Genomic DNA, 14,200 nt, shown 5'->3' on the forward strand with positions numbered 1-14,200 from the left:
TGCGTGCGTCGTATGCGCCGCATGCGACGGGTGCGACAGGCGAGGGACCGAGAGGGCGGGGTCGGGGATGGCGTTCTGGAACAGCCTGTGGCCGGGGCGGGAGACACAGTTCGAGTCGGGCAGCGCGGCGACCAACTCCATCGTGCTCACCCGGCGGCGGGCCACGGTCTCGCTGACCAAGCAGGGCGCGCTGAGCGGCAACCTCCGGGTCAACCTCTCCTGGCGCATGCGCACCTCGGACATCGAGGGCCGCTCCCGCCAGAGCGGACGGCTGCTGCGCCCGCTGAAGCTCTTCCAGCCGGAGGCCGTCCAGGCGCACACCCAGGGCGTGGTCAACGTCGACCTGGACCTCGGCTGCATGTACGAGCTGGCGGACGGCACCAAGGGCGTCGTGCAGCCCCTGGGCAACCTACTCGGCGACCTGAACGGGCCGCCGTACATCAGGCTCAGCGGCGACGACCGCTTCGGGGCCCCCTCCGGCGAGACCGTCTACGTCAACCTCGACCAGCGCGAGCACATCAAGCGGCTGCTGTTCTTCGTCTACATCTACGACCAGACGCCGGCCTTCGACCGTACGCACGCCAAGGTGACGCTCTACCCGGGCAACGGTCCGCGCATCGAGATCGAGCTGGACGAGCGCGCCCCGCAGGCCCGCTCCTGCGCGGTGTTCACCGTGGAGAACATCAAGGACGAGCTGATCGTGCGGCGCGAGGTGAAGTTCGTCTACGGCTTCCAGTCCGAGCTGGACCGGATGTACGGCTTCGGCATGCAGTGGGGGCGCGGCTACAAGACCCGCACCTAGGGCCTCAGGGCCGTATGAACTGCGGCCCCTGCGGCGGCAGCACGAAGTTCGGGTCGGGCGCGGGTGCGGCCGCCGGAGCGGGCTGCGGATAGCCGTAGGCGGGCTGTGCGGAGGCCGGCTGGGGGTAGCCGTAGGCGGGCTGCGGCGCCGGGGCCGCGGGCTGCGGGTAGCCGTACGAGGGCTGCTGGTGCAGCACGGTCGCCTGCGAGTCGGGCGCGGGGGCCGGGGCGCGGCGGCCGGCGGCGAACCGCTCGCCGTGTTCGACGTGCGCGCGGAGACCGGCGAGGAGACCGCGATCATCTGCGGCGAGTTGTACCGGCGCGGGTGCCTCGGGCTCCGACTCGTCTACCGAGATGCCGAACGCGGTCGCGAGGCCGATGAGACCGGTCGGGTAGCCCTGGCCGACCGCCCGGAACTTCCAGCCGTCGCCGCGCCGGTACAACTCGCCGCAGATGATCGCGGTCTCCTCGCCGGTCTCCGCGCGCACGTCGAACACGGCGAGCGGTTCGCCGCCGGCCGCCGCCGCGTCGTGGATCAGGATGCGCAGATCGCGTACGGATCCGAACGCGGCGCCGTCCGAGGACGCGGCGATGACCACCTGGTCGACCGACGGGTCGAGCGCGTTGAGGTCGGCCTCGATGGTGTCCGTCAGGCCCTCGGGCAGGCTGCGCTTGGGCAGCCGGCGCACGAGGCCGGACGGATGGCGGGGCTGGTTGTAGAAGACGAAGTCCTCGTCCGAGCGCACGCGCCCGCCGGCGCCGAGCAGCAGGGCCGAGGCGTCCACATCGGGCACCCCGGTACCCGGCGTCCAGCGCAGCACGGCCCGTACGGCCATGGCGTCGAGAGGGACGTTCGAGCCTTTCACCATCGCGTGCGTCATGCTGGTCATCCTGCCTGCTGGCCGCCCGTGCGGACAACGTGGGGGGCATGGTCGGCATTCGGGCGGCGGGTCCGATTCACCCGGTCCGCCCCCTTCGAAACGAGCGCGAAACGGGCACGCCACCCTTAATTCACCTGGGCAGGGAACTGCCGATGCACGTTCGTACGTACTATTACCGGCCACACGTTGTCCGGTCGGTCAGAGAGTACGGGGGGAATTGCATGCGTCATTTCGGGCATATTGCAGCTGCTGCGAAGGACGGGCTCTTCTTCCAGGAACCCTGCGCGTTCGACGCGGACTCACCGGCCTCCCTCCTCTCCGTCGCCCTGGGCGCCACGCTCTACAGCCCCGCCACCCGGCCCCGGCTCGCCGACGACATCGTCAAGCTGGCCGGGCGCGGGGTCGTCTCCATGGTGCTCTGCCTGGAGGACTCCATCGACGACTCCGAGGTCGCCGGGGCCGAGGAGAACCTGGTCCGGCAGTTCGCCGACCTCGACGCGCGCTCCATCGAGCTGCCGCTGCTGTTCATCCGCGTCCGCGAACCGGAACAGATCACCGACCTCGCGCGCCGCCTCGGTGCGTCGGCCCGGCTGCTGTCCGGATTCGTACTCCCCAAGTTCACCCGCGAACGCGGTGTGCCCTTCCTGGAGGCGCTGACCAAGGCCGAGGCCGCCGCCGGACAGCGCTTCTTCGCCATGCCCGTGCTCGAATCGCCCGAGCTGCTCCACCTGGAGACCCGCCCGGAGACACTCCGGGGCATCGCCGAGACCGTCGCTGCCCACCGCGACCGGGTGCTGGCCCTGCGGCTCGGCGTCACCGACTTCTGCTCGGCGTACGGACTGCGGCGAGCCCCCGACATGACGGCGTACGACGTGGGGATCGTCGCCCACGTCATCGCGGACGTCGTCAACGTGCTCGGCCGGGCCGACGGGACGGGCTTCACGGTCACCGGCCCGGTGTGGGAGTACTTCCCCCGCCAGGAGCGCATGTTCAAGCCGCAGCTGCGCCGCAGCCCCTTCCAGGAGAACCGCGCGGACGAACTGCGCACCGCGCTCATCGAGCACGACATGGACGGCCTGCTGCGCGAGATCGAGCTGGACCGGGCCAACGGCCTCCTCGGCAAGACCTGCATCCACCCCTCGCACGTGGCGCCCGTGCACGCGCTGTCCGTGGTCAGCCACGAGGAGTTCAGCGACGCCCAGGACATCCTGCGGCCCGAGCGCAACGGAGGCGGCGTGCTGCGCTCCGCGTACACGAACAAGATGAACGAGGTGAAGCCCCACCGGGCCTGGGCCGAGCGCATCCTGCTGCGCGCCGAGATCTTCGGTGTGGCCCGGGAGGACGTCGGCTTCGTGGACCTGCTGGCGGCCTGCCTCGCGGAGTGAGCGGGACACGCGGGACGATCGGTACGGACGGCCGGTGCCGACGGGGCACCGGGTCCGACAGGCGAGTGGAAAGAGACACGGACGTGGTGTGGTCGGGTAGCTGGGTGGCGGAGCGACTGGGCGTCGGGCTGGTGGGCGACGGGGAGCTGCGCGAGCTGCTGGGCCTGGCCCTGCGGCGCAACCCCAAGCGGGCGCACCTGCTCGTGTCCAACGTCCTCGGCAAGCATGTGCCGCAACGCCCCTCCGTCGTGTACGGCGCCGGATACGAGCTCGGCCGCCGCGTGCGCGCGCTGCTCGGCGAGGACGGGGCACGGCGGGCGGTCGTCCTCGGCTACGCGGAGACCGCCACGGGCCTGGGCCACTCGGTCGCCGACGGCCTCGGCGACGCGCCCTACCTCCACTCGACCCGCAGGCCCGTGCCCGGCGTCGCGCGGGCGGGCGGCTTCGAGGAGGCCCACTCGCACGCCACCTCCCACCTGCTGCTCCCGGAGGACCCGCACCTGCTGGCGGCGGCCGGGGACGGCTCGGCGCTGGTCCTCGTGGACGACGAGTTCTCCACCGGCAACACCGTCCTCAACACGATCCGCGACCTGCACGGGCGCTACCCCCGCGACCGGTACGTCATCGTCGCCCTGGTCGACATGCGCTCACCGGTCGACCGGGACCGGTTCACGGAGTTCGCGGCCGAGATCGGCGCACGCGTCGACCTGGTCGCCCGCAACACCGGCACGGTCACGCTCCCGGACGGCGTCCTGGAGAAGGGGCAGGCCCTGGTGGCGCAGCAGGAGCAGGAGGCCCGTCCCGAGGAGGGGGCCCCGCAGCCGTCGGCCCCCACCCGCCTCGACCTCCCCTGGCCGGCCGGTGTCCCCGACGGCGGGCGCCACGGCTTCACACCCGCCCACCGCGCCCTCCTGGAGCCCGCGCTCCCAGCCCTGGCGGACCGCATCGCCCTGGCCCTCGGCGACGGACCCCGCCGCGTCCTCGTCCTCGGCTTCGAGGAGCTGATGTACGCGCCGCTGCGCCTGGCCACCGCCCTGGAGGAGCGCACCGACGCCGAGGTCCGCTACTCCACCACGACCCGCTCCCCGGTCCTGGCCGTGGACGACCCCGGCTACGCGATACGCACCCGGCTCGTCTTCCCGGCCCACGACGACCCGGCCGACGGCCCCGGCGAGCGCTACGCGTACAACGTGGCCGGCGCCGGCTTCGACGCCGTCGTCGTCGTCGTCGACTCGGCCGCCGACACCCCCGCCCTGCACGCCCCCGGCGGCCTGCTCGACCGGCTCGCCCCGCACACCGCACACGTCCTGCTCGCGGTGATCCCCTCATACGTACCGGCGGCGCCGGACCCCGAACGCCAGGAAGAAGACCTCATGCAACTGCCCGAGCCCCTGCGCGGCCCCGCGTTCTCCTCGTACGCGCCGGACGAGGTCGGCTGGCTGCTCCAGGACCTCTCGGACACCCGCCTCGAAGCGCCCACGGAGGAGCGCGAGGAGGCGATACAGAGCGGGGGCGCGCACTACGCGGAATCGCTCCCCGTCGAGTACCAGCCGTCCGCCGCGTACCAGGAGCTGTTCAGGAGCGCCCTCGCGCTGTCGGCCGCCCGTATCGCCCGCGCCGTCGGCACGGTCACCGAGACGGTCCTCGCCGAGCGCGGCCCCCGCCCGGTGCTCGTGTCGCTCGCGCGGGCCGGCACGCCGGTCGGCGTGCTCATGCGGCGCTGGGCCCAGGCACGGCGCGGCGTCGAACTGCCCCACTACGCCGTCTCCATCGTGCGCGGACGCGGCATCGACGCCAACGCGCTGCGCTGGCTGGCCGCCCACCACGACCCGGCCGACATCGTGTTCGTCGACGGCTGGACCGGCAAGGGCGCGATCACCCGCGAACTGGCCGCCGCGATCGTCGAGTACGAGAAGGCCGGGGGAGCGGAGGGCTTCAACCCGGAGATCTCGGTGCTGGCCGACCCGGGCGGCTGCGTGCGGACGTACGGCACCCGCGAGGACTTCCTCATCCCCTCCGCCTGCCTCAACTCCACGGTCTCCGGGCTCATTTCCCGTACGGTCCTGCGCGCCGACCTGGTCGGGCCGCACGACTTCCACGGCGCGAAGTTCTACCGCGAGCTCGCCGGATCCGATGTCTCCGGCCTCTTCCTCGACACAGTCGCCGAGCGCTTCGACGAGGTCGCGGATGCCGTGGACGCCGAGGTGCGGGAGCTGCTCACCGCCGACCGGGCCCCCACCTGGGAGGGCTGGGCCGCCGTGGAACGCATCAGCGAGGAGTACGGCATCCACGACGTCAACCTCGTGAAGCCAGGCGTCGGCGAGACCACCCGGGTCCTGCTGCGCCGCGTCCCGTGGAAGATCCTCGCCCGGCGCGGCGCGGGCCCCGACCTGGACCACATCAGGCTGCTGGCCGAGCAGCGCGGCGTACCGGTCGAGGAGGTCGACTCACTCCCGTACACCTGCGTCGGGCTGATCCACCCCCAGTACACCCGAGGGGCCACCGGCGCCGACGGCAAGGCGGTGGAGTCCGCGTGACCGCCTCCCGGGTCACCCTCGTGGCCAGCGACCTCGACCGCACCCTGATCTACTCGGCGGCCGCGCTCCAGCTCACCATGGAGGACGCACAGGCACCCCGGCTGCTGTGCGTCGAGGTCTACAAGCACAAGCCCCTCTCGTACGTCACCGAGACCGCCGCCGGTCTGCTCACCGACCTGACCGGAGCCGCGTCCACGGTCTTCGTCCCCACCACTACGCGCACCCGGAAGCAGTACCAGCGCATCCGGCTCCCCGGTGGTCCGGCCGAGTTCGCGATCTGCGCCAACGGGGGCCACATCCTGGTGAACGGTGAGTCCGACCGGGACTGGCAGCGGACCGTGGCCCGCCGGCTGACCGACGAGTGCGCCCCGCTCGCCGAGGTCCGCGCCCATCTCGCCGCGACCGCCGACCCCGCGTGGCTCCTCAAGGAGCGTGTCGCCGAGGACCTGTTCGCCTATCTCGTCGTCGACCGCGCCGAACTGCCCCCGGAGTGGACCAAGGAGCTCGCCGCCTGGGCGGAGCCGCGCGGCTGGACCGTGTCCCTCCAGGGCCGCAAGATCTACGTCGTACCGCGCCCGCTCACCAAGAGCGCCGCCATGCGCGAGGTGGCCCGCCGCACCGGCGCCACGCACACCCTCGCCGCCGGCGACTCCCTCCTGGACGCCGACCTCCTGCTCGCAGCCGACCGGGGCTGGCGCCCCGGCCACGGCGAACTCGCCGACGCCGGCTGGAACGCCGCGCACGTCGAGGCAACCCCCGAGCGGGGCGTGGCCGCGGGGGAGGAGATCCTGCGCCGGTTCCTGCGGGCGTCGTCGGAGGCCTGAGGGGTGCTGTCCGCTGTTCCCGCCTTACGGGCAATTCATGCGGGCGACCGTAGAGTTGTGCGATGACCAAGGGAAACTCCACCAGGATCACCGATGAGCTGTACGCGTACATGCTGGCGCACAACCCGCCACTGGACGCCGTGCAGCGCGACCTCGTCGAGACCACCTACGCCCGGCTGCCCGAGCACGCGGGCATGCAGTCCGCCGAGGAACAGGGCCCGTTGCTCGCCTTCCTCGTCCGGCTGACCGGCGCCCGGCACATCGTCGAGGTCGGCACCTTCACCGGCTTCTCCGCCCTGGCGATGGCCCAGGCCCTGCCCGAGGACGGACGGCTCATCGCCTGCGACGTCTCGGAGGAGTGGACGGCGTACGGCCGCGAGGCCTGGCAGAAGGCGGGCGTCGCCGACCGCATCGAGCTGCGCATCGCCCCCGCCCTGGACACCCTGCGTGCGATGCCGGAGGAACCCCACATCGACTTCGCCTACCTGGACGCGGACAAGGGCGGCTACATCGCGTACTGGGAGGAGCTGGTGCCCAGGATGCGGCCGGGCGGGGTCATCACCACGGACAACGTGCTGTTCAACGGCCGCGTGACCGACCCCGGCGCGACGGGCGCGGCGAAGGCCATCCAGGAGTTCAACGACCATGTGTCGGCCGACGCGCGGATGGACAGCGTGCTGCTGACGGTGTCGGACGGACTGACGCTGTCGCGCAAGCGGTAGCCGCCCGGGGGCGGCGGGGTGCCCGGGGCGCGGGTCGCCCCGGGGCGGCCGGCGGTGAGGTGCCGCCGGGCCCGGGGTGCGGCCGTGGTCCGGGGTGCTGCCGGGCCCGGGGTGTGGCCGTGGTCCGGGGTGCCCCGGGGTCAGCCGCAGCAGCCTCCGCCGCAGCAGCCGCCCCCGCCCCCGCCACCGGCGGAAGGCGCGGGTGCGGAACCGGCCGAGCCGCCGACGGCGACGGCGGAGAGCAGCTTCACGGTGTCCTCGTGCCCGGAGGGGCAGGAGGCGGGTGCCGAGGACTCGGCCATGGGCCGGCTGAGCTCGAAGGTGTCTCCGCAGGTGCGGCAGCGGTATTCGTAACGAGGCATGGCGCCAGGTTAGCGGGCGGGGGCAGGGGAGTCTGCTGGGCGCTTGCGGCGACGGGTTGTACGTGCGGCAACGGGTTGCGCGTGCGTCGGGCGTACGGGGCCCGCGTACGCCGGCGTACGGAACGCCCGCCGACTGGGCGTCCCGACAGGGCGGCCGTGGTGTGGGGTCCGCGCGAGGAGCCCTCGCGTCCCGCGCGGTCCGTGACGCGGGCGGCGCGCATCCGCACGGCACCCGCCCCCGCCGAACGCCGACGCCGCAAGGCGTCAGTGGCTGCCCGCACCCCGTTCCTCACGGATGTCGGCGACGACATCGGCGGCGATCTGCCGCAGGCCCTCCGTCACGGTGAGGAAGTGCCAATAGTCGGGGTGGCGGTTCTCCAGGGCCGTGACGGCCTGGTCGAGGCGAGCCACCGCGTCGTCCAGCGGGCGGGCGTGACGCTGCTCGGGGGTGTGGCGCCCGGCCATGGCCAGCCGCTGGGCGTCGCGGATGGCGAACCGGGTGCGCTGGATCTCATGCTGCGGGTCCTTGGCCACCTCGTCGAGCCGCCTGAGCCGGTCACCGGCGGCGGACACCGCCTCATCCGTCGCGTTGAGCAGCGCGCGCACGGTGCTCAGCCGGGAGGTCGCGTCGGCCCAGCGCTGTTCCTCGCGGGCCCGCGCGGCCTCCTTCAGCTTCTCCTCGGCCTGGCGCACATTGACCGCCGCCTGCTCCGGAACCGGCTGGAGGTCCTGCCAGCACGCCGCGGAGAACCGCCGCCGCAACTCGCTGAGCACGGGCTCGACCGACGAGGCCCGGGTCGTCAGGGCCTGCGCACGGGTGCGCAGGGTCACCAGCCGGCGGTCGATCTCCGAGGCGCGCTCCGGCAGCTTCTCCGCCTCGGCCCGCACGGCCTCCGCGTCACGCAGCACCCGGTCGGCGCGCTGAAGGGTCTCGGTCACGCCGTGACGCCCGGCACCCTGGTTCAGCTTGGTCAGCTCGGGGGCGAGGGCGGCGAGCCGGGACGCGAGCTCGTCGGCCCGCAGCCCGGACGCCCGCACCGAATCGAGAGCGTTGCTCGCGGCGAGGAGCGCCTGTCGCGCACGCTCCACCGCCGGCGCGAGCCGGGCGAGCTGCGTCTCGGCGCTCCCGAGCAGCGGCCCGAGCCCGGCGCCGAACCGGTCGAGCTCCCCCTTGACGCGTACCAGCTGCTCCTTCGCCGAGGTCAGCTCGGCCCGCGCCTTGGAGGCGACGGACGGTTCGAGATCGTCCCGGTCGAGGTCATGGGCGTCCACAGCCGTGATGTACGCGTGGCTCGCCTCGTCGATGCGCCGGCCCAGCGCCGCGAAGTCGTCGACGGCCTTGCGGGCGGCCGGCGAACTGTCGACCGCGGTGATCGTCTCGATGGAGATCTTGAGGTCGCGCTGGGCGGTGTCCAGCTCGTAGAACGCCTCGGCGGCCGCGTCCTTCGCCGCCTGCGCCTCGGCCCGCTGGCTCTCGCCACGCCCCCCGAACCAGCGCCGCGTCCCGCCGCCGGTGACGGCGAGAGGGAGGGCGGCGACAAGAAGGGGCAGGGGCGCGAGGGCGAGCAGGCACACGTCACGCAGGCCCCGCCCGACCGTACGACGCCGACTCCGCTCCCGGACCGCTCCGACGACTCCCGCCTGCGGCTGCGCGTGTGTCGCCGTCACATGCCTCTCCCGTGCCGATTCGCCCTGTCGGATACATTCTCCCACCAGTAAGGACGAACACACGGGCCGGTTAGTTCACGCCGGACGCGGACTGCGCTCCTTTTCTCAACTCGCGCGCCGGACGGCGACCCCGCCGTTGTCGCTGTGGGCCTTCACCACGTGCCGGCTGTCGTCGCTGCGCGGCACCTTCACGTCGACGTGCCCGTTGTCGGCCGACGCGGAAACGGCGTACGAGGTGGTCCCGGCGGGCAGGTCGATGGAGATGCGCCCGTTGTCGCTGACGGTGTCCACGAGATCCGGGACGCGGTCGAGATCGAGCTCCACGGACCCGTTGTCCGACCGCGCCACCACGGACCGCGCGGAGACGCGCTCGCCCCGGACGGACCCGTTGTCGCTCTTGAGCTCCAGGGGGCCGCTGACGTCCCGGACGACGACTCCGCCGTTGTCGGAGTAGAGCTTGAGCGGCGTATTGAACCTGGACGCGGTGATCTTCCCGTTGTCCGCGTCCACGGTCAGCGCGAGCCCGCGGGGCACCTTCACCTCGTGCCGCGCCTCGCAGTTGCTGATCATCGCCGAGCACTTCACCCGGAGCGTGAGCGTGTCCCCCTCCAGCTTCCACACGGGGTCCGGCCCGCTCCCGAGCACGACCCACCCGTCGACCCTCCGGGTCACCTCGATCTCGTCCACATCGGCGGGGACGACATCGACGACGGAGTTCTCCGCGTCGATGGTCAGCGCCTTCCCGCTGTACGCGAACGACTTGTGCTCGGCGGGCGCGTCCTCCACGTCCGTGCTCCCGCACCCGGTGAGCGCCGCGACGAGCAGAACGGTGCCCCCGACAGCCACGAGAGCGCTGCGATTACGGATGGTCATGGTGATCAGGTCCCCCTGGGCCGGTGCTGCGATGTGCCCCCACGGTAGGCAACTCCCCGCCACGAGGACGATCCGGACGGCTACCGTCTCGGGGGTGGGGCTATCCCCCGTACGCCCCCGGCCCGRCCCGCAACAACCGATTGTCGACCCACCCCACGGGCCATGTAACCTGTTCCTTCATCCACGGGTGCGTAGCTCAGGGGTAGAGCGCTGCTCTTACAAAGCAGATGTCGGCGGTTCGAAACCGTCCGCGCCCACCAGAACAAAGACCCCCAGCTGATCATGGCTGGGGGTCTTTGACATCCACATCTGACATCAACGGGCACGATCACCCACGGTCGGGACGCTGCCGCTTCAGCATGCGGACCCGCTACCCGTGGGCCTAGGGCTGCGAGTCGTTTCCGAACACTGAGTTGTTACAGCTTTCTCTACCTCATCAAGGCACCCGGCTGCGCTCCGCTCCGCCGGGCGCGCTTCCCGGCTCTGGCTGCGCCCGCGCTCCTGCCTTCGGCCCGCTCGGCGCTGCCGCCGCCGACGCGCGCCCACAACTGGATAGGCCCGGGGGCATGAGACGAGAACCAAGCCCGCGGCTTCAAGACGATGCCTCCGGCGGGGGCGCTCAGACTCCGGGATGGCAGGGGCGCCGTTCGCGAGTGCCGGCCGTCTCGTGGTGAGCGTCGTGGGGCTCCCATCCCGACCACCTTCGACCCAGGCAAAGCCGAGCAGTCGCGGCCCAGGGCGTCAAGGTCGTTCGTACAGTGGCGCGCTCCACCTTGACGCCCTGAACCACGCCCGCTCCACGATGTGTGGGTCGAAGGCGGACGGGATGGGAGCCGGGATGAGTGGTGGGTTGAGGCAGGCCGGAAATCACTCGGCAGCCGACTTGACTTGATCTCCCAAATCAAGTTCTATCGTGGTGCGGGCTGAACCTGTCCTCCTTGATAGGTGTAGGTCTGCGATCAGGGCCCTCCTTTACGGGGGGCCTCTTTTTTGGCTCAACGAGGCCAGTGAACTATCCCGTCGGGGCGATTTGTGGAGACTTCAGCCAACACTCGGGACCCCAGTTCCCCCCACATCTTCTCGTTGCAGACCGCTCCCGACCTCCCGTCTGGCGGCACGATCCGTCTATACGCGGCATAAGCGCACAGGTCCGCAAGCTGGATGAAATAGGAGTCGTCAGACTTGCGCGAGATGGGGTCTTCTACGAGATAGGGGGCCTGTACCCTAGCCCCGCGTGCATCCCAGCTGACCCGTCGAAACGCCCTGTGTAGGGACTTGATCTTCTTGTCCTCGCCCTCGTCATGCACGAGGGCGATCGGAACGCTCGACTGTGTCGATCGCTCGCGCAGCCGCTGCATCAAGTACTTCCATGCAATCTCAGACGGGTCGCGCGGTTTGGTCATCTTGCGTTTATCGATCACTACGGCGAAAACACCAGACGAAACAAGAATCAGCGTCTTCATATGCGTCTGGTAAATGTTGCGTCGTTGGCCATCCCCCAAGCCGTAGCGCTTGAGATCTCCTCGGCTCCTGAGCAGGTAGTTAGCCTTGATCTCGTCTCGCAACCGCACCCCGTATTGCTTTCCGATCGATCGGCGCATCTTGGTGAGAACATCTAGCCGCTGCGTCCAGCCGTCAGCCGGAACGAGCACACAAGCCAAAATGTACGTAGATGAGCTCCCAGCGGACATTCCAGAGTCCCCGGTCTCGTCTACGTAGGCCCACTCGAACGACGGACGCTCGGCCTGAGCAAGCAGTTCCCCAGCCGAACCCACCCCGTTGAGATCCATGGGCACCCCCCTTGCGACTTGGCATCAGGGTAGATCTGACAGCGCCGGCTGACTACCGATTCGCGTATCCCTACGGCAGTCAAGGGCCGGACCCGAATCCTTACCAAGGTCTACGCTGCGGTACGTGGATGATCAGATGTACGAGGATGCCTACCGCGGTTGGCGCGAATCGCTGACGACCTTGTTGGCTGATCCTTCACTGCTTGCGCGGTGGCAGGAGCGCCGCTTTCAGTTCGCTCATCGCGTCGGCGTTCTCTTGACCGAAGCGCACGGAGGAAGCCCAGCCGTCACGGGCCCCGCCCTCTACGGGGTGTTCAGCGCCGGTGCAGGCATTTGCTACGTAGGACAGACGCAGGAGGCTGAGCGCCGGCTCCGGGACCTGCCAGTCGGCGAGAGCCACCACCTGGCTAACACGGTGCCACCCGAACTCTGGGAGAGGGTGGTGGTGATCCGCTGGCCACTGCTGCTCCCCGAAGTGCCTGTGCGCGAACGATCGCTGGTTGACGAGATGGGCTCAACTGTCTGCGGTCTTGCACTGGAGCACGCCCTACAGGTGGCAACTGCCCCGCCACTGAATAGCCGCCGGCGGCGTACATCCGGCGACTGGCAGCCGCGAAACCTAGCGCAGAGTCGCTCTCGCGGTGCGATCCATGCACAATCCGTGCCTGGTCTGACCCAACTAACTCTGGCTGCTTGGTCAGCCCTCTCAGAGGCGGTGATACCGGAGCAGTCAGCGGTCGTCGACACCGGGACCGGCCGCGCGGTGTCCCCGACAGCACTGCACCGGCCACCGGATGACTGAGCTGCCCCTGATGCTAAGTCACCCAGTGATCGTGTCGGCGATGGGGACTTGTGGCCTCCGTGCCCAACAGACCGGCAACCCGTGGCGTTGCCAAGGAGGCTGACAGGCGGTACGCGCTAAAGTGACCTCGGAGTTGTGCTGAGCTCGGCATTGCCGAGTCTCGCGCTGTCCCTCTCCGTGGCCGTCATCTGCAAGGTCCTGGCATTGAAGTTGAACGACAACGACCAGGGCATGGAGGCGAACGAACGTGAGGAGAACCGCATGGCTGATGAACCGAAGTCGAGCAGGATGAAGCAGTGGGCTAGCGCTCTTTGTGACGTACTGGGAGACCTTGCAGTTGGCTTCGCGGGTGGGGCAGTGTCGAGCTGAGCACAGCTCCTTTGCTCGTCAGCCGCAACGTACAGCCGGGGCCGCAGGGTGAGCGCTGAGTGTCTAACTGCGTGACAACCACGACGCACAACCGCGGACAACTGCGGACGTTGGTGGACCATCAACGCAGGTGACAAGCGGAGCAGTCCACGGTCACCGACCGTCCTAGGTTGCTTCGGGACGAAGAGGTCCTGTCACCAAGGCCGGCTGTAGCGTGGGAGCGTGCGAAACGACCGACACGACGAGCCTCTCTCCGATGAGGAACTGGAACTCTTCTTGCAGTACCTCCATCGCTTCGCCAAGCACGACGTCGACCAGTTCGTGGTCATGGAAGTAGGCGACCCCGCCCACCCGTGCTACCTCGACCTCTCGCGGGCTCCGGCACCCGGAACCGACCCGGCCATTTACCGTCGCCCGTAGCCGAACAGGGCGGCACCTGACATCTATGGCTGACATCAACGGCACCGGACGTCAACGACTTCGAACGGCCGTAGGTGTCCGCACAAGCCTCGCGGTAGCCGCCTTCTGAGAACGTCAGATCGAACTTACAAAGCAGACGTCGGCGGGTTCGGAACTGTCCGCGCCCACCGAGGATAACGACCGGTTCAGAGCCTGTTTTTGACCCCCGGTTCAGCATCGGGCAGGGTTCGTCTCGTGCCCGGAGTCGACTAAGAGTCCACTTCCCACGGGATTCTTCGGCCCGGTCGCTCGATCGGGGAACTGGACTCCGTGCCCCCAGCACGTAGGGTGCCGCCCGTGGGAGGAACAGGTGCGTCTCCCCGCCCGCCGCCGGGTCATCGGAGACCGCATCCTCGCCGCATGTGTCGCCGCCTGCCTCACGCAAGAGGCAGTGGCCGGCCGGTGTGGGCTCGACCGGAAGACGGTGAGCCGGTGGGAGCAGGAGCACAACTCGCCGCTCCTCGGCCACCTGCTGCTCGTGGTTGACGCGACCGCGTGGACCTCGCCGACATGTGCGGGAGTAGCCCTGCCCTTCCCCGAGGCCGCCGCTGGCCTCGGGGAAGGGCAGGGGAATCAGCGGGGTGGGTACGACGGCGGGTTCGTGGCCGAGCGGCGACACGATGTCTTGCACAGGATGACGATGCGGCCAGGGCCGCTCGCCCCCTCGATCGGGTATCGCGCCGCCGTTTCCCCGGTGAGGGGGCGGCCGCAGTTCGCGCACCTCATG

General features: G+C 70.2%; 12 protein-coding genes and 1 tRNA gene. 8 read left to right on the plus strand and 5 right to left on the minus strand.

The window, feature by feature from the left end:
• Positions 1–67 precede the first annotated feature (67 nt).
• On the plus strand, positions 68–802 hold the full coding sequence (locus EAO73_RS18465) for a TerD family protein (RefSeq protein ID WP_147972638.1): 735 nt from the start codon (positions 68–70) through the stop codon (positions 800–802).
• A 4-nt stretch (positions 803–806) separates the two neighbouring features.
• On the opposite strand, the gene EAO73_RS18470 is transcribed toward EAO73_RS18465, so the two are convergent.
• Complete coding sequence (locus EAO73_RS18470; RefSeq protein ID WP_147972639.1) at positions 807–1,682, minus strand: TerD family protein; 876 nt, start codon at positions 1,680–1,682, stop codon at positions 807–809.
• 221 nt (positions 1,683–1,903) lie between these two features.
• Between EAO73_RS18470 and EAO73_RS18475 the strand changes: the two genes are divergently transcribed.
• The 4 genes from EAO73_RS18475 to EAO73_RS18490 all read left to right on the plus strand — a co-directional run bounded on the left by EAO73_RS18475 (position 1,904) and on the right by EAO73_RS18490 (position 7,150).
• On the plus strand, positions 1,904–3,067 hold the full coding sequence (locus tag EAO73_RS18475; protein WP_147972640.1) for an HpcH/HpaI aldolase/citrate lyase family protein: 1,164 nt from the start codon (positions 1,904–1,906) through the stop codon (positions 3,065–3,067).
• A 104-nt stretch (positions 3,068–3,171) separates the two neighbouring features.
• Entirely contained in the window at positions 3,172–5,604 is a 2,433-nt protein-coding gene (locus EAO73_RS18480) for a phosphoribosyltransferase (RefSeq protein WP_147972641.1), read from the plus strand.
• Positions 5,601–6,428, plus strand: coding sequence for an HAD family hydrolase (locus EAO73_RS18485; protein WP_147972642.1), 828 nt, complete (start codon positions 5,601–5,603; stop codon positions 6,426–6,428). Before EAO73_RS18480 ends, EAO73_RS18485 begins: the two co-directional genes overlap by 4 nt.
• 62 nt (positions 6,429–6,490) lie before the next feature.
• A complete protein-coding gene (locus EAO73_RS18490; protein ID WP_147972643.1) occupies positions 6,491–7,150 on the plus strand; it encodes an O-methyltransferase in 660 nt (219 codons plus the stop codon).
• A gap of 140 nt (positions 7,151–7,290) precedes the next feature.
• Here EAO73_RS18490 and EAO73_RS18495 read toward each other — a convergent pair whose 3' ends face one another.
• From EAO73_RS18495 to EAO73_RS18505, 3 genes are all read right to left on the minus strand, one after another.
• Positions 7,291–7,512, minus strand: a complete 222-nt coding sequence (locus EAO73_RS18495) for an FmdB family zinc ribbon protein (RefSeq protein WP_147972644.1) — start codon at positions 7,510–7,512, stop codon at positions 7,291–7,293.
• Between the two features lie 264 nt (positions 7,513–7,776).
• Positions 7,777–9,180 (minus strand): hypothetical protein, encoded by a 1,404-nt coding sequence (locus EAO73_RS18500; protein ID WP_147972645.1) that lies wholly within the window; start codon positions 9,178–9,180, stop codon positions 7,777–7,779.
• Between the two features lie 105 nt (positions 9,181–9,285).
• Complete coding sequence (locus EAO73_RS18505) at positions 9,286–10,053, minus strand: DUF4097 family beta strand repeat-containing protein (RefSeq protein WP_147972646.1); 768 nt, start codon at positions 10,051–10,053, stop codon at positions 9,286–9,288.
• A gap of 185 nt (positions 10,054–10,238) precedes the next feature.
• Here EAO73_RS18505 and EAO73_RS18510 point away from each other — a divergent pair.
• A tRNA-Val gene (locus tag EAO73_RS18510) sits at positions 10,239–10,313 on the plus strand.
• A gap of 735 nt (positions 10,314–11,048) precedes the next feature.
• On the opposite strand, the gene EAO73_RS18515 is transcribed toward EAO73_RS18510, so the two are convergent.
• Positions 11,049–11,843: a DUF3800 domain-containing protein gene (locus EAO73_RS18515; RefSeq protein ID WP_147972647.1), complete on the minus strand. Its 795-nt coding sequence runs from the start codon at positions 11,841–11,843 to the stop codon at positions 11,049–11,051.
• 124 nt (positions 11,844–11,967) lie between these two features.
• On the opposite strand from EAO73_RS18515, the gene EAO73_RS18520 reads away from it, so the two are divergent.
• On the plus strand, positions 11,968–12,645 hold the full coding sequence (locus EAO73_RS18520) for a hypothetical protein (protein WP_224756358.1): 678 nt from the start codon (positions 11,968–11,970) through the stop codon (positions 12,643–12,645).
• Positions 12,646–13,236: 591 nt separating this feature from the next.
• Positions 13,237–13,434, plus strand: a complete 198-nt coding sequence (locus EAO73_RS18525) for a hypothetical protein (RefSeq protein ID WP_147972648.1) — start codon at positions 13,237–13,239, stop codon at positions 13,432–13,434.
• Positions 13,435–14,200 lie beyond the last annotated feature (766 nt).

It is taken from the genome of Streptomyces sp. col6, assembly GCF_008042035.1.
In the GTDB taxonomy this organism is placed as follows: domain Bacteria; phylum Actinomycetota; class Actinomycetes; order Streptomycetales; family Streptomycetaceae; genus Streptomyces.

Coding starts and splice junctions, on each gene's coding strand:
- EAO73_RS18465 (WP_147972638.1), top strand. CDS start 68: ATGGCGTTCTGGAACAGCCTGTGGCCGGGGCGGGAGACACAGTTCGAG.
- EAO73_RS18470 (WP_147972639.1), bottom strand. CDS start 1,682: ATGACGCACGCGATGGTGAAAGGCTCGAACGTCCCTCTCGACGCCATG.
- EAO73_RS18475 (WP_147972640.1), top strand. CDS start 1,904: ATGCGTCATTTCGGGCATATTGCAGCTGCTGCGAAGGACGGGCTCTTC.
- EAO73_RS18490 (WP_147972643.1), top strand. CDS start 6,491: ATGACCAAGGGAAACTCCACCAGGATCACCGATGAGCTGTACGCGTAC.
- EAO73_RS18495 (WP_147972644.1), bottom strand. CDS start 7,512: ATGCCTCGTTACGAATACCGCTGCCGCACCTGCGGAGACACCTTCGAG.
- EAO73_RS18505 (WP_147972646.1), bottom strand. CDS start 10,053: ATGACCATCCGTAATCGCAGCGCTCTCGTGGCTGTCGGGGGCACCGTT.
- EAO73_RS18515 (WP_147972647.1), bottom strand. CDS start 11,843: ATGGATCTCAACGGGGTGGGTTCGGCTGGGGAACTGCTTGCTCAGGCC.